Source organism: Labrys sp. LIt4, from assembly GCF_017813775.1.
GTDB classification, from domain to species: Bacteria; Pseudomonadota; Alphaproteobacteria; order Rhizobiales; family Labraceae; genus Labrys; species Labrys okinawensis_A.
This window is the reverse complement of the sequence record NZ_JAGIPY010000009.1, coordinates 16,448-37,683: the sequence shown is the minus strand read 5'-3', so window position 1 is coordinate 37,683 and position 21,236 is coordinate 16,448. Positions and strand designations below refer to the sequence as shown.

General features: G+C 63.2%; 18 protein-coding genes. 10 read left to right on the top strand and 8 right to left on the bottom strand.

All coding sequences use genetic code 11. From position 1 onward, the window contains the following. Positions 1 to 2: 2 nt before the first annotated feature. The 4 genes from J8I29_RS17545 to J8I29_RS17530 form a co-directional block, all read right to left on the bottom strand. The gene (locus J8I29_RS17545; RefSeq protein ID WP_209432644.1) at positions 3 to 2,396 is read right to left on the bottom strand and encodes a TonB-dependent siderophore receptor; all 2,394 of its coding nucleotides are present in this window, start codon (positions 2,394 to 2,396) and stop codon (positions 3 to 5) included. Positions 2,397 to 2,620: 224 nt separating this feature from the next. Beyond that, positions 2,621 to 3,583, bottom strand: a complete 963-nt coding sequence (locus J8I29_RS17540) for a FecR domain-containing protein (RefSeq protein ID WP_209432643.1) — start codon at positions 3,581 to 3,583, stop codon at positions 2,621 to 2,623. A gap of 149 nt (positions 3,584 to 3,732) precedes the next feature. Beyond that, positions 3,733 to 4,239 (bottom strand): sigma-70 family RNA polymerase sigma factor, encoded by a 507-nt coding sequence (locus J8I29_RS17535; protein ID WP_209432642.1) that lies wholly within the window; start codon positions 4,237 to 4,239, stop codon positions 3,733 to 3,735. Between the two features lie 259 nt (positions 4,240 to 4,498). Further along, a complete protein-coding gene (locus J8I29_RS17530; protein ID WP_209432641.1) occupies positions 4,499 to 5,056 on the bottom strand; it encodes a hypothetical protein in 558 nt (185 codons plus the stop codon). 618 nt (positions 5,057 to 5,674) lie between these two features. On the opposite strand from J8I29_RS17530, the gene J8I29_RS17525 reads away from it, so the two are divergent. Together J8I29_RS17525 and J8I29_RS17520 are read left to right on the top strand one after the other, a co-directional pair. Next, positions 5,675 to 6,700, top strand: coding sequence for a four-carbon acid sugar kinase family protein (locus tag J8I29_RS17525; RefSeq protein WP_209432640.1), 1,026 nt, complete (start codon positions 5,675 to 5,677; stop codon positions 6,698 to 6,700). 3 nt (positions 6,701 to 6,703) lie between these two features. After that, positions 6,704 to 7,405, top strand: a complete 702-nt coding sequence (locus J8I29_RS17520) for a FadR/GntR family transcriptional regulator (protein ID WP_105860155.1) — start codon at positions 6,704 to 6,706, stop codon at positions 7,403 to 7,405. 13 nt (positions 7,406 to 7,418) lie between these two features. On the opposite strand, the gene J8I29_RS17515 is transcribed toward J8I29_RS17520, so the two are convergent. The 3 genes from J8I29_RS17515 to J8I29_RS17505 are packed head-to-tail and all read right to left on the bottom strand — an operon-like array spanning position 7,419 to position 10,690. Next, positions 7,419 to 8,537, bottom strand: a complete 1,119-nt coding sequence (locus tag J8I29_RS17515) for an iron-containing alcohol dehydrogenase (protein ID WP_105860154.1) — start codon at positions 8,535 to 8,537, stop codon at positions 7,419 to 7,421. Between the two features lie 3 nt (positions 8,538 to 8,540). Continuing rightward, positions 8,541 to 9,497, bottom strand: coding sequence for a 4-hydroxythreonine-4-phosphate dehydrogenase PdxA (gene pdxA, locus J8I29_RS17510; RefSeq protein WP_209432639.1), 957 nt, complete (start codon positions 9,495 to 9,497; stop codon positions 8,541 to 8,543). Then, positions 9,494 to 10,690, bottom strand: coding sequence for an exo-alpha-sialidase (locus tag J8I29_RS17505; protein ID WP_209432638.1), 1,197 nt, complete (start codon positions 10,688 to 10,690; stop codon positions 9,494 to 9,496). The genes pdxA and J8I29_RS17505 overlap by 4 nt, the downstream gene beginning before the upstream one ends. 234 nt (positions 10,691 to 10,924) lie before the next feature. Here J8I29_RS17505 and J8I29_RS17500 point away from each other — a divergent pair, with 234 nt between their 5' ends. The 5 genes from J8I29_RS17500 (at position 10,925) to J8I29_RS17480 (ending at position 16,898) form a co-directional block, all read left to right on the top strand. After that, a complete protein-coding gene (locus J8I29_RS17500; RefSeq protein WP_209432637.1) occupies positions 10,925 to 12,424 on the top strand; it encodes an ABC transporter substrate-binding protein in 1,500 nt (499 codons plus the stop codon). Between the two features lie 101 nt (positions 12,425 to 12,525). Next, positions 12,526 to 13,440 carry an ABC transporter permease gene (locus tag J8I29_RS17495; protein WP_105860630.1) on the top strand — a complete coding sequence of 305 codons (915 nt, stop codon included), beginning with the start codon at positions 12,526 to 12,528 and terminating at the stop codon, positions 13,438 to 13,440. Between the two features lie 11 nt (positions 13,441 to 13,451). Beyond that, complete coding sequence (locus tag J8I29_RS17490; RefSeq protein WP_105860150.1) at positions 13,452 to 14,375, top strand: ABC transporter permease; 924 nt, start codon at positions 13,452 to 13,454, stop codon at positions 14,373 to 14,375. Next, the gene (locus J8I29_RS17485; RefSeq protein ID WP_209432636.1) at positions 14,368 to 15,987 is read left to right on the top strand and encodes an ABC transporter ATP-binding protein; all 1,620 of its coding nucleotides are present in this window, start codon (positions 14,368 to 14,370) and stop codon (positions 15,985 to 15,987) included. Before J8I29_RS17490 ends, J8I29_RS17485 begins: the two co-directional genes overlap by 8 nt. A gap of 29 nt (positions 15,988 to 16,016) precedes the next feature. Next, positions 16,017 to 16,898 carry a dihydrodipicolinate synthase family protein gene (locus J8I29_RS17480; protein ID WP_209432635.1) on the top strand — a complete coding sequence of 294 codons (882 nt, stop codon included), beginning with the start codon at positions 16,017 to 16,019 and terminating at the stop codon, positions 16,896 to 16,898. Between the two features lie 30 nt (positions 16,899 to 16,928). Here the strand turns inward: J8I29_RS17480 and J8I29_RS17475 are convergent, their stop codons facing one another. Continuing rightward, positions 16,929 to 17,951 (bottom strand): LacI family DNA-binding transcriptional regulator, encoded by a 1,023-nt coding sequence (locus J8I29_RS17475; RefSeq protein ID WP_209432634.1) that lies wholly within the window; start codon positions 17,949 to 17,951, stop codon positions 16,929 to 16,931. A 253-nt stretch (positions 17,952 to 18,204) separates the two neighbouring features. On the opposite strand from J8I29_RS17475, the gene J8I29_RS17470 reads away from it, so the two are divergent. Genes J8I29_RS17470 through J8I29_RS17460 form a run of 3 tightly spaced genes read left to right on the top strand, consistent with a single transcriptional unit; the run spans position 18,205 to position 21,204 of the window. Beyond that, positions 18,205 to 19,296, top strand: a complete 1,092-nt coding sequence (locus tag J8I29_RS17470) for a Gfo/Idh/MocA family oxidoreductase (RefSeq protein WP_209432633.1) — start codon at positions 18,205 to 18,207, stop codon at positions 19,294 to 19,296. Positions 19,297 to 19,332: 36 nt separating this feature from the next. Then, complete coding sequence (locus J8I29_RS17465; protein WP_209432632.1) at positions 19,333 to 20,247, top strand: sugar phosphate isomerase/epimerase; 915 nt, start codon at positions 19,333 to 19,335, stop codon at positions 20,245 to 20,247. 18 nt (positions 20,248 to 20,265) lie between these two features. Then, the gene (locus J8I29_RS17460; protein WP_209432631.1) at positions 20,266 to 21,204 is read left to right on the top strand and encodes a substrate-binding domain-containing protein; all 939 of its coding nucleotides are present in this window, start codon (positions 20,266 to 20,268) and stop codon (positions 21,202 to 21,204) included. The last annotated feature ends 32 nt before the right edge of the window (positions 21,205 to 21,236 follow it).

Sequence of the window (21,236 nt, the reverse complement as noted above, 5' to 3'; positions counted from 1 at the left end):
CGTCACCAGCGATAGCGCAGGCTGGCGGTCATCACCCGGCGAGCCCCCTGGTAGCAAAAACCGGCCTCGCAGGTGACATATTTCTTGTCGAACAGGTTGCGGGCATTGGCCTGCACGTCCCAGCCTTTCAGCCCCCGCCTGATCTGCCCGAGATCGTAGCTGAGCTTGGCATCCACAAGCGCGACCGCATCGTTCTTGAAGGTATTCTTGGCGTCGCCGTAGCTTTCTCCGATGTAACGCAAGCCCAGCCCCACGCCGAAGCCTGCCAGGGCGATATCGCCGGGCGCCTGGTAGTCGACCCAGGTCGAGAAGCTGTTGCGCGGCGTTGCGGTCGGCACCTTGCCGACGGTGCCGACATCGCCGGTGATGGTCTTCAGGTCCAGGAAGGTATAGGCGCCGCGCAGGCTGAAGCCGGCACCGAGATTGGCCACGGCTTCCAGCTCGAAGCCGCGTCCGCGTATCTTGCCGCGCTGCGTCGAAACATTGCCGATGGACACGATACCGCCATCCTGCGTGATGTCGAAGACGGACGCGGTGACCATCCCGTCGAACCAGGCGGGGGCGTATTTGACGCCTCCTTCGATCTGCCGGCCGGTCGTGGGCTTGAATGCGACGCCGTCGGCGGAACCGAGATTGGGATTGAAGGAGGTGGAATAGCTGACATAGGGGGCGAGGCCGTTGTCGAACAGATAGGTCAGGCCCACGCGCCCGGTGAAGGCATTGTCGTTAGCGCTCTGGCGTGAATCGGAAAGGCGCTCATAGGTCTTGGTTCGGACCCAGTCCTGCCGGCCCGTCAGAGTCAGGACCCAGTTATTATATTTGGCCTGCTCCTGCACATAGAGGCCGAGCTGGTTCTGCCTTTGGGACATGTTGGAGGAATTGAAGGGCGGATCGGTGAAAGCCCCCAGCGAGGCGCCGGTGGTCAGGTCGAGATCGGGTGCCGTCCCGTAGCCGACGCCGCTGCGCAGCGTGAGATTGGAATAATCCAGGCCCACCAACATCTTGTGCTCGACGGGACCGGTCGAAAAATCGGCCTGGAGCTGATTGTCGACCGCCAAGGCCTTCAATCTGTCATGGACATAGCCGGTATAGCGCTTGGCGATCATCGCATCGGTATCGACGCTGGTGATCCCGGTGAAGCGCACCTCCGTATCGGCGGCGCCGTAACGCAGTTTCTGGCGGAACGTGAAAGTATCGTCGAACTTGTGCTCGAACTGATAGCCGATGCGATATTGGCTCTGCTCGAGGCTGTTATAATCGGGATCGCTTTGCGCATACTGATTGGAGGGTGAACCCGCCCATGTGTAAAAGGGGAAGGCGGCTGGCGTCTTGGCCTGGAGATATTCGCCGAGGATGGTCAGTGTCGTCTGGTCGTTCGGCCGCCAGGTGAAGGCCGGCGCCAGGCTGGCGAGCTTGTCATCGCCGCCGCCCAAAACATTGGCTGTCTTGCCGTCCCTGAGGGTTCCCGTCAGGCGATAGAGCAAGGTCTGCTGAGCGTCGAGCGGGCCCCCAATATCGAAATTGCCCTGGATGTGGTCTCTGTTGCCGCCTTCCAGCGCCACCTCGCCAAAGCGCGTGTCGACCGGGAGCTTGGAGGTGATGTCGACGAGCCCGCCGGGCGATCCCAGACCGTAGAGAGCCGAACTCGGGCCGCGCAGCACCGAGATGTTCTCGACATTGTAGGGGTCCACCTTGAAGACCGCCATGTTGGCGCCTGGGAGGCGCAGCCCGTCGCGATAGATCCCGTTATAGGTGACGTCGAAGCCGCGGATGGAGAAGGAGTCGAAGCGGGAGTCGAAACCCGCGGATTCCGTACGCACGCCGGGCGTGTAGGCGACGGCCTGCGTCAGGGATTGGACATTGCGGTCGGTCAGTTCCTTGCGGGTGAGCACCGTCACCGATTGCGGGGTCTCGATCAGCGGTGTGTTGGTCTTCGTGCCCGCCACGCTGCGCCGGGCGACGTAGCCGGTGCTGCCATCCCCACCGCTCTCCACCACGACCGGATCGAGCTCGATCGCGCCGGGAATACTGGCCGTCTCGTCCCGGACGATGGGCGCCGTGATCGCGACCGTGCTTGAATTCGTGAAGGTGTAGGACAGACCCGTGCCACGCAAAAGGCGCGACAGCGCCTGCTGCGGCGTGGCGGAACCGGCGATGCCGGGCGAGGACTTGCCTCGTGCAATCGCAGGCAGATAGGTAATCTGCAAGCCGCTCTGACGCCCGAATGCGGCCAAGGCTTGGCTGAGCGGTCCCTTCGCAATGGTGAATTGAACCTGCGCCGCCTGCGCGTTGGCCGGAACAAGGAGCGGCATGGAGACGATAACGCTCGAAGCCATCAGGGCGGAACTCAGCGCCCAGCCGGAAAGGCCCCCACGAAAGCCTCGAGCCAATTCCATCGACAACCCTCCTCTCTCACCGACACCAAGGGGCTGCAGGGCTCGACGACCGCGTCGCAAGCCCGCCCCCTTGAGTGAAGACGAATGGGAGCCGCGAAATTTCTCTCTTCTACGAAGTTTTTTAGAGCAGGATCACTTTGCTCCGAAGCGTCATATTGCTCTAACTCCTTGTTTTGACGCGTTTTCTCTCACTGAAAAGTCTATCGACTTTTCTGGAAAACGCTTTAGACCGACGATATCACGGTGAGGTAGGGGCCGAGCGAACGAACGCGGGCGCCGAAGGGATGAACCACTGCTTCCAAAGCGCGCAAGGGATTGCCGGGATCGAAAACGCCGCTGATGCGGTTGGCGCCGAGACCCGCATCGGCGATCATCACGCGCCCAGGCTGCCAGCGCGCGATCTTCGCCACGACGGCCCGCACTGGCTCGTTCTCGACCAGAATCTGGCCGCTGCGCCAGGCACCGATCTGGCGGGCATCCCGGTTGCCGCGCGTGGTAAGGTGGGTGCGTTCGTCGAAGGTCGCCCATTGCCCGGCCGCCAGCCGGTTGCCATCAGCGGGACCTGAACCGGGAACATTTATCTCGACCAAGCCATGTTCGACCGAAACCGAAACCAGGCCGGCATCGTTGCTGAGGTCGAAGGCCGTACCGAGGGCGGTCGCGGCCATTTCGGACGTCCTGGCCTGGAAGGGGCGCGAGGGGTCCTTGGCAACCTCGAAGAATGCCATGCCCGCCAGCAAGGCAACCTCTCTCCGGCGGCCGTCGTAATGCAGGGCAATGGCACTGTCCGGACCCAGTGTCGCCGTGCCGCCATCGGGAAGCGCAATACGGCGGATTTCGGCTGTCCCGGTGAGGTGATCGGCCTTGGCGCGCAGAACAAGGGCGGGCAAGGCAATATAACCGCCGGCCAAGACCCCTGCCCCGGCCACTCCCGCCGCCACGACGCTGCGACGGCTCAGCCCCTGCCGGGAACGCTGTTCGGCCCGATAGGCGGGAACAAGAACCCGGCCCGTCAGGCCATGGATTTCCGAAACTTCGAGCCATGCCTTCTCATAGGCCGGGCCCCTGGCGCGCCAGCGCTTCACCATCTGCCTCGACACGGGATTGCCCGGATCATTCTGGAGACGGATCATGAGATCGGCCGCCTCTTCGAACAGCCGATCTTCCTGTGGGGAAGTATCGTTCATTGACGTTCCTTGGGCAGGCGAGCGGGCACCGGCCGGCCATTCCTGACTACATCAATCAAACGGATGAGCGGAAACAATTTTCCGAACGCCTGCGAAGCGGCCCGCCGGCTGCTGGCTTCATCCGGCAAACCGGATGTCTTTCGCCGCGCCTACACCTTCTCCTGCAGCCGGGCCCGGACATGAAGATAGGCTTCCCGGATCAGTGTCCAGGTCCTGGTCGTCGACAGGCCAAGCTCCTGCGCAATTTCGCCGATGGTCTTCTCGCCCAGACGATGCATCTGGAAAGCCTGGCGCGTGCGATCCGGCAAGTCCGCCAGCGCCGCTGCGACGATCGCAAGGCGCTGACGGTCGATGACGATGGTCTCGGGAGACGGTCTGTCGTCCGAAATCGCGGCGACGGCCTCGTCCGCGAGGTCGTCCCGGAGCACCAGTCGCTCGCGGCGCTGCTGATCCACGCGCAGATTGCGCGCGATGCGGTGGATCAGGGCTTGTGGATTGGCATGATTCAACTCGGCATGCGCTTCAGCCGAAAGCAGCCTGAGAAAGGTCTCCTGTGTCAGATCGGCGGCGTTCTCGGCCGTAACTCCCTTGCGCCGCAGGGCGGTGGAGACCTCCTTGGCGTGGCGCAGAAACAGCGTGCGGATATCCAGCACCATCTAGCGCCCCTCCATGAGGACGCAATTCCCGCCTGCCATCGCACCATGCGGTAAGTCTTGCCGCGACACCCGCTTGCATGGATCAAAGCAGACCGTCGCGAAGCAAGAGAGAAAGAGGCGCTGAGCTTGAGGCACGACGACAGCCGATATGAAGGAGGAACCCGATCCCCTTTGCCATTCTCTGAATTCTCTTGCAATAACAATAATTTATACAGATTCTAGACTGTGCGCAGTCGACCCCGCCCGCACGGGGCGGCTCCTAGTCGGGAAGAACGGACCATATCTTCTTGGCAAAGCCGCGCTTGTCGAGTGCCCAGGTCGTGCCGGTGACAACGGCGCGCCCATGGCGACATTGGAAACTATGGCCCGTATCATGACCCGTAATCGCGAGAGCCAGGTCATGGCCGTCGTCGGCGCCCGGATTCTCCCGGCAGTATTTCGTGATCTCAGGGATGTTGCGCGCCATGTTGATCTTCACGCAAGGCAGGTTCGCGCCGACGGAACAGACCATCACCCTGCCGTTCATGCAGCGATAGTTGGCGTCGGCCTTCAAATGGACATCGAGCTCGCCCGGATCTGCCTGGGAAGTGCTCTGCGCGCCAGACCCACTCTGCAATGTCTTGTAGGCACGCAGCGTCCGATCGCGCAGGTCAGGCGTATAGTCGCGGACAGTGTCGTCGGTACCGACCCGCGCGCAATAGGCCGGGAGATCCTCGTGCGGGCCTTTCTCCGCCTTGGCGGCGGCAGCAGGCACCAAAAAGTCACTCAGAGCGATGGCGACACAGCACGAAAAGGCAAGGATGCGTTGCTTGATCATGGCTATCTCCAAACGAATGCAGGACCTTCCGGCAAGTCCCGCTCAAGCCGGCCGGCAAGACAGGCGGCGCGGTCCTGCCGCATCGCGGCGACTGCTTGTACAGGGCCACGAGGCCCGCGACCGAACCGGCAGGAGCAAGGGAACCTGCAAGGAAAGGCCCCGTCAGCACCATTCAGGTCGTAATGGCGGCGGCCGGCAACCCGCGAAGTCCATGCGGCTTATTCCAGAAAGGCAGATCTTGGATCGTCTTCCATCGCGCTGCTCCCTGTGAGGGTGGCCGCTAATGGCTCGTTCGACTTTCAGGCCGCCCTGGCAGGGCCGGAGTCGGTTCTTTGTTATCTTACGGACGGATCGTCGGACCTGTTGTGTCGAGGGTAACACCAAACGAAACCGGTCAGCCATCACGCCCTGGTTGGCTTCGTGAGCGGCATCCCGAACATCGCCTCGCCTGCCCTGTTTTGTCTCGGTCCATCAGCCGGGAGGTATATGAACCACGGCATTCCTGCGGCATCGGGTGGGCGAAAGACTTTCGGTACATTTGTAATGTATGCACAAAAATTGTTGACATTTCAATGATAAAGAGAAAATCTAAGATAACAACAATTCCGAGAAACGACCATGCTGGCCATTCTTGCCGACGATTTGACGGGCGCGTTGGACACCGCCGCGCCATTCGCGGCGCGGGGCATGCATGCGCAGGTGGCCTTGACGATCGATGCCATTGACGAGGCCGTCCGGGAAGGTCCGGACGTGGTTTCGATCAATCTCGCTTCACGCGAACTGAGCGCCGATACGGCGCGGCATTTGACCGCCGCAGCCTTGGCCGCCCTGCCGGCCGGGACCCGCCTGTTCAAGAAGGTGGACTCGCGCCTCAAGGGGCATGTTGCCGCCGAACTCGATGCCCTGCCCTTTCGCGCCGCACTGATGGCCCCGGCGATTCCCGACTTCGGACGGGTGGTTAAAGCCGGCTGCGTGCAAGGGTTCGGCGTGGAGACACCGATCTCCATTGTCGAGAAGCTCGGCCCGCACGCAGTGCGCGCCACAATTCCGGACATTCCGGACCAGGACGGGTTGCGCGTCTGGCTCGCCCGATCGGAAGAGGAGGGCATCGATCTTCTGATCGGCGCACGAGGCTTGGCGGAAGCGCTTGCCGAACGCCTTACGGGGCGGGCCGTCGGGAGCTTGGCCGAGATTGCGGACGGACCCGCCCTGTTCGTGATTGGATCCCATGATCCGATCACCCTTGCCCAGGTCGATGCGCTCAGGGCCGCGTTCGATCCCCATTACCTGCCGGCGCCCAATGGCCGCCTCGCCGAGCCCCTCGTCGACGGCAATGCCATCACCCTCGTGCAGGCGGTGCCGGGCGAGGAGACCGTGACCTCGCGGGAGGTCTCCCAAGCCCTCGCGCAGAGTGTATTTCCCAGCCTCGCGCAGGTATCGACGCTGCTGTTGTCAGGCGGGGAAACGGCGCAGGCCCTGCTGGAAAAAATGGAAATCGGGCGTTTTCGGCTCCTGGGCGAATGCCAGCCGGGGCTGGGCTTGGCCCATGCCCGAGGTCATTGCATCATTGCAAAATCGGGGGGGTTCGGGCAGCCGGATACGCTGAGCAGGATCGCCGGCCAGATCCTCCGCAAGACGGGATGACAGATGGGTTTGCAGAACGGAACAGCGCGCAGGAGTCTCGGCGATCTCGTCTTCGAGCGCATGCATCGTGCCATCAAGTCCGGCGCATACAAGCCGGACGAACGCCTGCCGACCGAACACGATCTGGCCATCGAATTCGAGGTCTCGCGCCCGATCATCCGGGAGGCGCTGCGCCGGCTTCGCGAGCAGGGCTTCATCTATTCGCGGCGAGGGGCGGGCAGCTTCGTGCGCGCGGTCGGCATGCGGGAGCCGCTCGGCTTCGGACAGCTGGAAAACGTCGCCGACCTTCTGAACTGTTACGAGTTCCGGCTCACGGTGGAGCCGGCGGCGGCAGCCGCGGCGGCGGAGCGCCACGACGCAGCCAATCTGGCCGCCATTCGCCAGGCCCTGGAACTCATGCGGGACGCCACAAACCGGCAGTCCCACCGGGAAGACGCGGACTTCCAGTTCCATCTCGCCATCGCGCGAGCGGCTCAGAACAGCTATTTCTTCACCGCGATGGAAGCCCTGAAGGATCACATCGCCGTCGGCATGCGCTTCCACGGCGCCTCGGTCAAACGCGAGGCGACCGGCCTCACCCGGGTCTTCGCCGAGCATGAGGCCATCGCCAAAGCCATCGCCACCCGTGACGGGGCGAAAGCGAGACAGCTCATGCATGACCATCTTACCGGGTCTCGCGACCGCCTGTTCCAGGCGAGCAGATAAATCGCAGCAGAACCTAAAGGGCTGCCCGGTAGATCGCGAGCACGTCGTCGACATTCATGTCGATCGGATTGTTGTCCATCAGGCGACGATTGGCATGTGCCTCGCGCGCATAGAGCGGCAGGTCGTCCTCCCTGGCGCCGTGAGCGGCAAGCGACATTTCGATGCCGAGTCCTCGGCAAAAATCATGGGCTGCCTTGACCAGCCCGGTGCTGGAAAGATCCTGTCCCAATCCCAACGCATGCGCCACTTCAGCTGTCTTGCCGGCGGCGGCGGGTTGGTTGAAGGCCAGCACATGCGGGAAGATGATCGCATTCGCCAAACCATGGGGCAGGCCGAGCCGCGTGCCGAGCGGATAGGCGATGGCATGCCCGGCGGCGGTGTTCACCGGCCCCAGGCAGATGCCGCCATAATAGGAGCCGAGCATCAGCCCCTCGCGTGCCTCGGTATCGGCGCCGTCCCTGACGGCACGCGCCAGATATTTGCCGACCAGCCCGAAGCCCATGCGGGCAAAACCGTCGATCATCGGATGGGCGCGGCGATTGGTGAAGGCTTCGACGCAGTGCGCCATGGCATCGACACCGGTTGCCGCCGTCACCGCCGGGGGCACCGAATAGGTCAGCTCCGGATCCAGCACGGCGAGATCCGCGATCATATGCGGGCTTTCGACGGCAATCTTGTTGCCCTTGCCGGGATCGGTGATCAAGGAACGAATGCCGGCCTCCGAGCCGGTACCGGCGGTGGTGGCGACCTGCGCGAGGCGCGTGCGCCGGCCCGCCACCCGGTTCGGCCCGGCGACGTCGGCGAGCGTCTGCGGCGAATCCCAGAGCACGGCCACCAGCTTGGCGACATCGAGAACCGAACCGCCGCCAAGACCGACGATCAGGTCCGGCTTGCTGCCACGCGCGGCTTCAAGAGCCGCATCCAGCGTCTTGATATCCGGCTCGCCGGGAATGGCATCGAACACGCTGACGCGGCCGGACAGCTTCAGACGATCGGCAAAGCCCGCCGTGATCGGCGTCGCAATCACCAGGACCGACCCGGCATCGCCGGCCCAGTTGCCGACCTCAGCCGCCGTGCCGGCACCCACGACAAGACGGCGGGGCTGATGGAGAACGATTGGAGCGATGGTCATGCGTCATCCCCGCCTGGCCGCGCCAGACACCAGCTTGCGGGCGTAGGCGATGGCCGAAATCATGTTGCCGTGATTGGCAATACCCTTGCCGGCAATGTCGAAGGCCGTGCCGTGATCGACGGACGTGCGGTCGATCGGCAGCTCCACCGAAACGTTCACGGCCGTATCGAAGGCGACGAGCTTGACCGGAATGTGCCCCTGATCGTGATATTGGGCGACAACCAGGTCGAACACGCCCGAATAGGCGCGATGGAACACGGTATCGGCGGAAATCGGGCCGTGGACGTCGATGCCCTCGGCACGGGCTGCCCTGACCGCCGGCGCGATCTGGTCATCGTCCTCGCTGCCGAACAGGCCATTCTCGCCGCAATGGGGATTGATGCCGGCCACCGCGATCTTGGGCGCGGCGTAACCGATGCGCCTGAGGTGGGCATCGCCGGCACGGATGGTTGCCAGCACGCGCTCGGTGGTCGAACGGCGGATCGCCTCCTGCAGCGAGACATGGGTGGAGACGTGAATGACCTTCAGCCGTTCGGAGGCGAGCAGCATGTAGGCCGCCTTCGATCCCGTCAGGCTGCGCAGCATGCCGGTATGCCCGTCATAGTGATGGCCGGCGAGGTTCAGGGCCTCCTTGCTGATCGGCGCGGTGACGATGCAGCCGATCACGCCGGCTTCGGCATCGCGCACCGCCTTCTCGATGAAGCGGAAGGCGGCATCGCCCGCGACCGGGCTCAGCCTGCCCCAGGGCAGCGGGGCACCCTCGACGGGCAGATCCACCACGTGAGCGGCAAGATCGACATCGAGGCCGAGCGCCGCCCGTGCAGCCTCCAACGTCGGCAAATTGCCGTAGATGCGGATCGTCTCACGCTCCTGGGCAGACATGCCGGCGAGCGCACGGACTGAAATCTCAGGGCCGACGCCGCAGGGGTCGCCCATGGTGATGCCAATGATATTGCTCATGAAGAACTCCGAACGGCAGCCTTGTCCCAGCCCGAAGCCAGCCGGACATATTTGATGGCACGCCGATGATAGGTGTAGGCCAGATGCATGGTACCGTCAGGCTCCGCCAGCAGCCAGGGATAGGACATTTCCTTGTTGCGGCCATCGGTCGAGTCGTTGGAAAGGCAGGTGCCGGGCCCGTCCTCGACGACAAGGCGCAGCGGAAAGGTCTCGCCGCCGTCGTCCGACAGGCACAGGCAGACCGGAGCCCGCGGCACGCCCCAAATGGGCGTGCAGCCGCCGGTTGGATCCGCATCGGGACGACGGTCGTCCTCGCCGAGTTCGTCATAGAGCGAGGCGCGCCGGTCCGCTGACTGCGCCGCGCTCACCGGATTGCAGATCATCGCGACCCTGCCGTCGCCGAGGCGTATCACGGCGATGGAAGAATTGTTGTTCGGCACGTCGGTCGCCTGCGGGGCGGACCATGACCGGCCTCCGTCCACGCTCTGGCTCCTGAAGACCCAATCGGCCTGCCGCCGGCGGAAGAAGGCGGCGAAACGTCTTTCGCCCAACCGGACCGGCGACATGTGCACGCAGCCGATCGACTGGTCCAGGTCCTCAAGCCGCCAGGTCCTGCCCTCGTCGAGGCTGATGCCGACGGCGGCCGTGTCATGGCTGCCGTTCCATTTCTGACCGGGCCGCTGGACGCACCGAAAGATGGGCAACAGCCAGGCTCCGTCGTCGCGCACCGCCAGCGGCGCGCGCACGAAACAGCCGCGCGGCAGATCGAGATAGTTGCCCTCCCCGGCCGTCAGTGCCAGCGGCTGCGAGACGTCCCGGCGAATCTCGGCCATTCGGATCCTGCATTCGTCCTGATTGCCGGAAGGCTGAGAGGTATGGAAGAGCCACAGCTTTCCATCCTGGGCGGTGAAGAGCACGGGATTTTGCTCCGAATGGGCGGGATCGAAGCTCAGCCTTTGCGGCGGCCCCCAGCATGGTGCCCCCTTCGGCAATACGCTGGCGAAGATCGAAATATCGGACTTGCCTTCCAGCGTGCCGCCGAACCAGGCGCACACCAGGGCACCATCCTGAAGCAGGTGCAGATAGGCCGCATGATTCTGGACCATGGGCGAAGGCAGCAAAGCCCCCTGGCGCCCTGGCGACACGCCCTGGAGCCGGCCATTCATGTTCCGGGCTATTTCCTCGGGGTCCATTCGCTCCCTCCCAATATGAGGCCACCATCCCCAAAAACACAAAGTTGTCAAGTTTTTCAATGTTACCGCATCGATCAAAAAATAGAATTATTTATACTAACTTATTGATTAAAAATAGGAAAATTTCTGATAATGACCGCACAAAGATTTACATTAGGAAATAAATTGACAAATTTATAGGAAAGGGAGATGGTTTTGGGCAACCGGCGAAAGGACGTCGGAGGGAGGACTGCCGTGAAGAAAATGCTTGTCTTGGGGGCGCTGATGCTGGGCTCGGCCCTCTCGCCCGCCTTCGCCGGATCCGGACCAATCAAGATCGTACTGGCCGAGGAGGCTGACCTGCTGGAGCCCTGCATGGCGACCCGCTCCAATATCGGGCGCGTCATCATGCAGAATGTCAGCGAGACGCTGACCGAGCTCGACGTGCGCAACCACAAGGGCCTGATGCCGCGCCTCGCCGAAAAATGGGAGCAGAACGCCGACGGCAGCTGGCGCTTTCATCTGCGCCATGGCGTCAAATTCTCCGACGGCACGGCGTTCGATGCCAAGGACGTCAAGCACAGCTTCGAGCGCATCATGAGCGACAAGAACGCCTGTGAATCGCGTCGCTATTTCGGCGGCATGACGATAACCCCCGCCATCGTCGACGACTACACCATCGACTTCAAGGCCGACCCGGCCCAGCCGATCCTGCCGCTGCTGATGTCCCTCGTCACCATCGTGCCCGAGGAAACGCCACTCCAATTCGTGCGCGAGCCGGTCGGCACGGGTCCATACAAATTGACCAACTGGACGCCGGGCCAGCAGATCGTCCTCACCAGCCGCGACGACTACTGGGGCCCGAAGCCGGAAGTGACGCAGGCGACCTATCTGTTCCGCGCCGATCCTTCCGTCCGTGCCGCCATGGTCCAGACCGGGGAAGCCGATCTGTCGCCGTCGATATCGCAGCTCGACGCCACCAATCCAGCCACCGATTTCTCCTATCTCGACAGCGAAACGGTCTATCTGCGCATCGATCACAACATCCCGCCGCTGAACGATGTCCGCATCCGCCGCGCGCTCAATCTGGCCATCGACCGTCAGGCCTTCCTCGGCACGCTGGTTCCCAAGGATGCCCTGCTCGCCACGGCGATCGTGCCCCCGCCGACGCTCGGCTGGAACCCGAACGTCAAGGTCTTCCCCTACGATCCCGACGGCGCCAAGAAATTGCTGGCGGAAGCCAAGGCCGATGGCGTCAAGCTCGACACGCCGATCACCATCATCGCCCGCACCGCGAATTTTCCCAACGTCACCGAGATCATGGAGGCCATCCAGGCGCAATTGCAGGATGTCGGTTTCAAGGTCGACCTGAAATTCGTCGAGGTCGCCGAGCACGAACAATATTATTCCAAGCCCTTCAAGGAGGGCCGCGGGCCTCAGATCGTCGCCGCCATGCACGACAATGCCAAGGGCGACCCTTCCTTTTCGATGTTCTTCAAATATGCGACCAACGGCACCCAGTCCGGCTTTTCGGATCCGAAGGTCGACGACTTGATCAAGCGCGCTTCCTCGGCGGTCGGCGAGAACAGGGCCAAGCTATGGTCGGAGCTGTTCGCCTATCTGCATGACGACGTCGTCGCCGACGTGCTGCTGTTCCACATGGTCGGCTTCTCGCGGGTTTCCGAGCGACTGGACTACAAGCCGACCATGGCGACCAACTCCATGCTCCAGCTCTCCGAGATCAAGATCAAATAGACCTGTCCCGACTGGACTTACCCTGGCAAACGACAGGCTTGCCGGTCGCACCAGCCATCGGGGCGGTGGGTCATCCCACCGCCCTCCTCCTCGAGGACGCCATGCTGAGCTTCATCCGAAAACGCGCCATGGCCAGTCTGATCTCCCTGATCGGACTGATCGTCATGGTCTTCTTCCTGTCGCGTCTGACCGGCGATCCGGCCGCCCTGTTCCTCCCGGTCGAAGCCTCGGCTGAAATGAAGGAGCAGTTCCGCCAGTTGCATGGATTGAACGATCCTCTGCTGGTCCAGTTCCTGCGCTATGTCGGTGACGTGACGGTCGGTGATTTCGGCGAGTCCCTGCGCAAGGCCCGGCCCGCCCTCGACGTCGTACTCGAAGCCTTCGTATGGACCCTTTGGCTTGCTGCCATCACGATGACGCTGGTTGCCAGTGCCGCCATCGTCGTGGGTTCGCTTGCCGCCTTCCGCGCCGGCGGTTTTTTCGACCGGCTCTCCTCCCTCATCTCCCTGCTCGGTGCCTCGGTTCCCGATTTCTGGATCGCGATCGTGGCGATCGTCGTGTTTTCAGTGAAGCTGGCCTGGCTGCCGACCTCGGGCACGGGTTCCCTTCTGCACTGGATCCTGCCGATCTGCGTGCTGTTCATCCGCCCCTTCGGCATCATCGTGCAGGTGGTACGCGGATCGATGATCGGCGCCCTCTCCTCGGCCTATGTGAAGACGGCCCGCGCCAAGGGCGTCAAATCGGGGCCGATCATCTTCATCCATGCCCTGCGCAACGCGATGCTGCCGGTCATCACCGTGATCGGCGACCAGGCCGCGAGCCTGCTCAACGGTGCCGTCATCGTCGAGACCATTTTCGGCTTTCCGGGGATCGGCAAGCTGATGATCGATTCCATTCTGCAGCGTGACTTCAATGTCGTGCTGGCGGCGATCCTCGTCACGGCGCTGGCGATCTTCCTCATGAATCTCCTGATCGATTTTGCCTATGCACTGCTCGATCCGCGGATCCGTCACTGAGGACCGCGGCCATGACCCACCCCACGATCCATACCGCGATCACAGCCGAACCTTCTTTCGCGACACGCATGGTTCGCATGTTGCTCGCCGACAAATTCGCCCTTTGCGCCGCCATCCTGCTGCTCCTGGTCGTGGTCCTCGCCGTCATAGGACCGAGCTGGCTCGGCGACCTCGCGACCAAGCAAAATCTCCGCGGGCGCAACGCAGCCCCCTTCGACTGGGAACGCGGCTGGGTGTGGTGGATGGGCGCCGACGCACTCGGTCGCCCCCTGTTGGCTCGCATCGTCGTCGCCACGCGCAACACGCTGCTGGTGGCCGCCGGCGCCGTCGCCCTGTCGGCCGGTATCGGCACCCTGCTTGGGCTTTTGGCCGGCTTTTCCTCGGCGCGCGTGAACCAGGTGATCATGCGGCTGGCGGACGTCATCATGTCCTTCCCGTCGCTGCTGATCGCCGTGATCGTGCTCTATATCCTGGGCCCCTCGATCCTGAACCTGATGCTGGTGTTGGCAATCACCCGCATTCCCGTCTACCTCAGAACCACGCGGGCCGAAGTGCTCGAGATCCGCGAACGCATGTTCGTGCAGGCTGCCAGGGTGATGGGAGCCTCCAGAACGCGCATCCTCTTCCGGCATATCCTGCCCGTCGTCCTGCCGACGCTGACCACGCTCGCCACGCTGGATTTTGCCTATGTCATGCTGGCCGAAAGTGCCTTGTCTTTCCTCGGCATCGGCATTCAGCCGCCGGAGATCACCTGGGGCCTGATGATCTCGCAGGGTCGGCAATATCTGACCAATGCTTGGTGGCTGTCCTTCTGGCCCGGCCTGGCGATCATAGTGACGACCCTGTCGCTGAATCTTTTGTCGAACTGGCTGCGCATCGCGCTCGATCCGACGCAACGCTGGCGCCTGGAAATGAAGGCACGCAAGAATGGCTGATCATCTCCTGGAGGTTCGCGACCTCTCCGTCGAGTTTCATACGGCGATGGGCGTGGTCAAGGCGGTTCGCAACGTCTCCTACCATCTCGACCGGGGCGAGACACTGGCGATCCTCGGCGAGAGCGGCTCGGGCAAGTCGGTTTCATCGTCGGCCATCATGAACCTGATCGACATGCCGCCGGGACGCATAGCCTCGGGCGAAATCCTCCTCGACGGGATCGATCTCCTGACGATGCCGCCGCGTGAACGGCGCGAGGTGAACGGGCGCCGCATCGCCATGATCTTCCAGGATCCTCTCAGCCACCTCAACCCGGTCTACACGGTCGGCTGGCAGATCCGCGAGGCCCTCACTGCCCATGGAACCAATGCGGCCGCTGCCCGGGCCGAGACGCTGCGCCTGCTGACGCGGGTCGGCATCCCCGATCCCGAGTTCTCGCTCGGCAAATATCCGCATGAATTCTCGGGTGGCCAGCGCCAGCGCGTGATGATCGCCATGGCGCTCGCGCTACGGCCCGACCTTCTGATCGCCGACGAGCCGACCACCGCGCTCGACGTCACGGTCCAGGCGGAAGTCCTCGCCCTGCTGAAGGAATTGCAGCGGGAAACCGGCATGGCCATCCTCATCATCACACATGATCTCGGCGTCGTCGCCGAAATCGCCGACAGGGTCGTGGTGATGGAAAAGGGCGAGCTGGTCGAGGCAGGCACTGTCGGCCAAGTCTACAAGGACCCCCAGCATCCCTATACCCGCAAACTCATCGCCGCGGCCCCCGGCAAGGGCCAGATGCACGAACCGGCCGCCCGCGCCGAACCCGTGCTGTCGGTGCGCGACGTGCGCAAGCGCTATGGCGCCTTCGAGGCCCTGAAGGGCATTTCCTTCGATCTCATGGCGGGGGAGACGATGGCGGTCGTCGGCGAGAGCGGCTCGGGCAAGTCGACGCTCGCCCGCATCCTGCTGCGCCTCGACGAGCCCGATAGCGGCAGCGCGCTGTGGAAGGGACGCGATCTTTTCACGATGTCGCCCGCCGAGCTCTACAGGCTGCGCCGCGACCTGCAGATGGTGTTCCAGGATCCCACCCAGTCGCTCAATACGCGCATGACCGTATACCAGCTCATTTCCGAAGCATGGGCCATCCATCCCGATATCCTGCCCAAGGCGAGATGGCGCGAGCGCGTGGCCGAACTCCTGATGCAGGTGGGGCTCGGAGCCGAACATATGGGCCGCTATCCGCATCAATTCTCCGGCGGCCAGCGCCAGCGCATCGCCATCGCCAGGGCCCTCGCGCTCGAACCCCAGCTCATCATCTGCGACGAGGCCGTGTCGGCCCTCGACGTCTCGGTGCAGGCCCAGGTCATCGCGCTGCTCGACAGGCTGCGCCAGCAGCTCGGGATCGCCTTCATCTTCATAGCCCATGACCTGCCGGTGGTGCGCGACTTCGCCGATCACGTCATGGTCATGCAGAAGGGGAGCATCGTGGAACTCGGCACGGTGCGCGAGGTGTTCGAAGCCCCGCGCCAGGACTATACCCGCGCCCTTCTCGCGGCGGCGCTCGATCCCGATCCGGATATCCAGGCTACTCATCGCGCCGCCCGCCTGCGCATAGCCTCCTGAAGAGCCGGCCCCAGTCCAAGGAAGACCCCATGTCCAGACACGCCTTCGTGGCCCTCGTGACCTGCTTCAATGCGGACGAAACCATCAACTACAAGGCGACGCGCGCCCAGGTTCGCCGCCAGGTCGAGGCCGGCAACAACATCATGTGCGCCGGCACCAATGGCGATTTCACCGCGCTCACCTTCGAGGAAAAGGTGCGGTTGACTGAAGAGGTGGTGGATGAGGTCGGCGGCCGCGTCAGGGTGATCGTCAATGCCGGCATGCCGGCGACCTTCGAAACGACGAAGCTGGCGCGCGAATTCGACCGCGTCGGCGTCGACGGCATTGCCGTGATCACGCCCTTCTTCATCGCCTGCACGCAGGATGGCCTCATCCGCCATTTCTCGACCGTCGCCGATGCGGTGCAGACGCCGGTCTACCTCTACGACATCCCGGCGCGCACGCAAAACCACATCGAACCCCAGACCGCCCGGACCCTGGCCAATCACGGCAATATTGCCGGCATCAAGGATTCGGGAGGCGCAAAGGAGACGCTCGAGGCCTATCTTCAGGTCTCCAAGGAGGTCGACGGGTTCCAGGTCTATTCCGGGCCCGATCATCTGGTGCTGTGGGCACTCCAGAACGGAGCGGCTGGCTGCATATCGGGCCTGGGCAATGCGATGCCGCACGTCCTGGCCGGCATTTTGAGCGCCTTCAATGCCGGCAACATTGCCGAGGCCGAAAGGCAGCAGGCTGTTTTCGCCGCTTTTCGCACCGATCTTTATGCGCTTGGATTTGCTCCCGCCATGGTCAAGCGCGCGCTCTATCTGCAGGACGCGTCCGTTGGCGCCAGCCGCCAGCCGGCATTGCTGCCCAACGATGAGCAGGATGCCCAGGTCGCCAGCCTCCTGCGCCAATATGGCCTGCTCTGACCTGAACCCCCTTCCGGGCGGCTGCGCCTCTCAGACCTCCGGAATATTCTCCTTGAATACCACCTGCAGGCGCGGCGGGTGGGCAATGATCGGCTGGTCCCGCAAGGAGTGGATCAGCGTGTTCAGCGCTTCGCGCGCCTCCACCCGTGGGTTCTGGTCGATGACCGCATCGAGCGTGCCGTCGAGCAGCAAGGGTTTGGTGTCCTCCGTCACCTCATGGCCGACGAAGACGACGGAGTTCGCCCGGCCGCATTCTTTCAGGGCGCGGGCGATGCCGGGGATGCCGGCGCCGATATTGTAGATGGCGGCAAGGTCCGGATGGCGCTGCAGCAGGGCCTTGGTTTCCGCGTAGGCGCGCGCGTTGTCGTCGCCCATTTCGCGAAGCTCCACGATATGCAGACCGGGATTCTCCTCGGCGAGGATATGGCGAAAGCCCATCTCGCGCTCCTCATGGCCGCGATAGGACAGTGACCCGGCCAGCAGCCCCACCTTGCCCATCCTGCCGACACCCATGAAGCGGCCGGCGAGATAGCCGGCCAGGCGGCCGGCCGCCCGGTTGTCGATGCCGACATAAGCCACGCGCGGCACGGATTGGATGTCGGAAACGATCGTCACGATCTTGATGCCGGTGGCCGCCAGCGACCGGATCGCCTCGCGCACCGTGGGATGATCCAGCGCAATGACCCCCACCCCGTTGGTTTCGCCCTGCAGCTCGTAGAGCGCGCGGGCGAGCCTGTCCGGCGTGAAGTCGTCGACCGTATGGATCCGCGCGTCGACGCCAGCGCGGTAAGCCGCCTGCTCGGCAATCTGCCCGCACAGCTTGCGCATGAACGCATTGGAATGGGAGGGCAGCACGAAATCGAGGCGCAGGCTGCGCCCGTTTCCCGCATCCTGCACCTCGGTATCCTCGAGCACATAGCCCAGGCGCTGGGCCGTTTCGAGAATGATCTCGCGGGTGCGGCCGCGCACGCCCGGGCGCCCGTTCAGGACACGATCCACCGTTGCCGACGAGAAACCGGCCTCTCGCGCAACGTCTGACAGGGTGGCACGCAATCTGGGACTCGCCTTCTACTTTGTGATTCTGATGGAAAATGATGGATTTTTTACGAGGCCGGCGCAAGCGGCGCCTACGCTTCCCTCAGTGCACGCAGCTATTTATCCACTTGTTCTATCTTGCGTTTTCGACAATTCCTCCAAATCCTCCAGTCCGGATGATTTACAATGATTTCAAATGATGTTGACATCAAAATCCATCAACATCAATATCGCCCGAAAGGTCGGACAAACAGACCGTTTGGGAGGATGCATGAACGAACCCAGGCGTTTCGCGCCGGATGCCCCCGTGCGTACCAGGCGCTACGCGATCGGCTGCATCGGCGCCGGCATGATCATGGCCGAATGCCATCTGGCGGCCTACAAGGAGGCGGGCTTCCCTGTCGTCGCCATCGCCTCCCGCACCAGGGCCAATGCCGAAAAGGTCGCCACTCGCTGGCAGATCCCGATCGTGCATGACACCCCCGAGGCGTTGATCGAGGACAGCGGCGTCGAGATCCTCGACCTTGCCTTTCCGCCCGACCAGCAGCCGGCGCTCATCCGTCACGCCCTCAAGCAAAAGCACATCAAGGCGATCCTTGCCCAAAAGCCGCTTGCCCTCTCGCTGGCGGAAGCCATCAAGCTGCGGGACGAGGCCGAGGCCGCCGGCAAGATCCTCTCCGTCAACCAGAACATGCGCTACGACCAGTCGATGCGCGTGCTCAAGCAGGTCCTTGAGGCAGGCGATCTCGGGCAGGTGGTGTTCGCCCAGATCGACATGCATGCGATCCCCCATTGGCAGCCCTTCCTGCGCAATTACGACCGGCTGACGCTCGCCAATATGAGCGTGCATCACCTCGACGTGCTGCGCTTCCTGTTCGGCGAACCAGACGAGATCACCACCCTCACCCGCAAGGACCCTCGCACCGCCTTCGACCATCGCGACGGCATCACGGTCTCGACCCTGCGCTTTGCCTCCGGAGTGCTGGCCCTGTCGCTCGAAGACGTCTGGTCGGGTCCGAGGCAGGAAGGCTATCGCGACGACCAGCACATCACCTGGCGGGTGGAGGGAACCGAGGGCGTGGCCAAGGGCAGCATCGGCTGGCCCACCGGCGCCCCCTCCACCTTCAGCTACGCCTCGGCCAAGGCCACGGGCGGCGAGTGGGTCACGCCGCAATGGCAGACCATGTGGTTCCCGCACGCTTTCATCGGCGTGATGGAGCAGCTTCAGCACGCGGTGGAAACCGGAACCGCCCCGGCTCTTTCGGTCGCCGACAACGTGAGGACGATGGCGCTGGTGGAAGCGGGATACCGCTCCATCAAGGAAAGTCGCACCGTCAGGCTCAGCGAAATACCCATCCATTGAAAATCAAAAAATACAGATACGGGAAGGAAATCGACCATGATGCAGGCAGGTATCTTCACTGGCTATTTTCCCTATAGCCTGGAGGAAACAGCAAGGAAGATCCGTTCGCTCGACTTCAACACCGTGCAGCTCGACCTGCATTTCAAGGATGTCGATCTCTCCGCCGGCCAGATCACCCCGGACAAGGCAAAGAAGGTGCGCGATACCTTCCGCGACCACCATCTGCCGATCTGCTGCATCTCCGGCTACACCAACATCATCCATCCCGACAAAGCCGAGCGCGAGAAGCGCGTCGGCTATCTCAAGGAGATCATCCGCAATGCGCGCCATTTCGGCTCGCCCTATGTGATCTCCGAGACGGGGACCTTCAACACCGAGTCCGATTGGGTGCATCACCCCAAGAACAAGACCGAGGAAGGGTTCGAGGAATGCCGCAAGGTGATCGCCGACCTCGCCCAGACAGCCTATGACCACGGCGCGGTCTTCCTGCTCGAAACCTATGTGAACAATGTCGTCGGCTCGGTCGAGGAGACCGTGCGCATGTTCGCCCAGGTCGATCATCCCGGCCTCGGCCTGCTGATGGATCCGACCAATTACTTCGAGACCCACAACATCGACCGGATGGACCAGATCCTCAACCAGGTCTTCGACACGCTCAGCGACAAGATCCGGATCGCCCATGCCAAGGACGTGAAGCGCTCGGGCGACGACAAGAGCGAGAAACATGCCGATATCGGCGACGCGGACGCTCTCGAAAGCCATACCTTCCGCGGCGTCGGCGAGATCGAGCTGCCCGCCCCCGGCCTCGGCTCGCTCAATTACGATCTCTACCTGCAGCGTCTTTCCCAGAAGCATCCCAACATCCCGGTGATCATCGAGCACCTGTCCGAGGACGACGTGCCCCGCGCCAAGAAATTTCTCGACGGCAAGTTCCGCCAGAACGGTCTTTGAAGGTTGAGGGAGGCGAACATGATGAACCTCGGACTGAAACTGGCTGCCGCGGCGGCCTTGCTGGCAGCGGCGATCACCGCGCCGCAGGCACAGGAACAGCAGAAGACCTTCTATCTTCTCTCCCATGGCGGGCCCTCCGACGCGTTCTGGATCGACTGGAACGCCGGTGCCACCAAGGCCTGCGACCAGCTCAGGGTCACCTGCAAGATTTCCTTCAGCGGCGGCGACATGGCTGCCCAGAAGGAGGCCTTCAACTCGGCCATCGCTGCCAAGCCGGATGGCATCGCCACCACCTCCGCACAGCCGGGCCTGTGGACCGAAGAGGTGAAGGCCGCCAAGGCAGCCGGCATCCCGATCGTCTTCTACAACACCGATGACGTCGCCACCGGCCGCCAGGCCTATGTCGGGGCCGATCTCAAGGAGGCCGGCGTCACCTGGGCCAGATATCTGGTCGACAAGAAGCTGGTGAAGCAGGGCGACAAGGTGTTCCTGCCCGTGGAGGTGCCCGGCGCCAGCTACCAACAGCTGGAGACGGAAGGCATCGCCAGCGTCTTCGACCCGCTCGGCATCAAATATGACGTGGTCGATTGCGGCACCGATCCTGCCGGCATCATCGCCAAGATGACGGACTACATGGTCGCCAACAAACCGCCGGCGGTCATCGCCCTCGGCGACTCCGTGGCCGCCAGCGTCAAGCGCGTTTTCGAGGGCGCCGGCGTTTCGGCGGGCCAGGTCCCCGTCGTCGGCTGGGGCAATTCGCGGGAGACGGCCGAGGCGGTCAAGGCCGGGTATGTCAACGCCGCCGCCTGGCAATACCCCTCGGCGCAGGGCTTCATGCCGGTCGCCCTCCTCAATCTCGCCGCCTCGGGCCAGCCCATCGGCTACGACGTGCATACGTTCAGCCTCTACGACGCTTCCAGCGTCGAGCCGATCCTGAAGCTCTACGCCGGCAAGTAACCGGAGGAGCTGGCCTTGGCCGGCACCCTCCT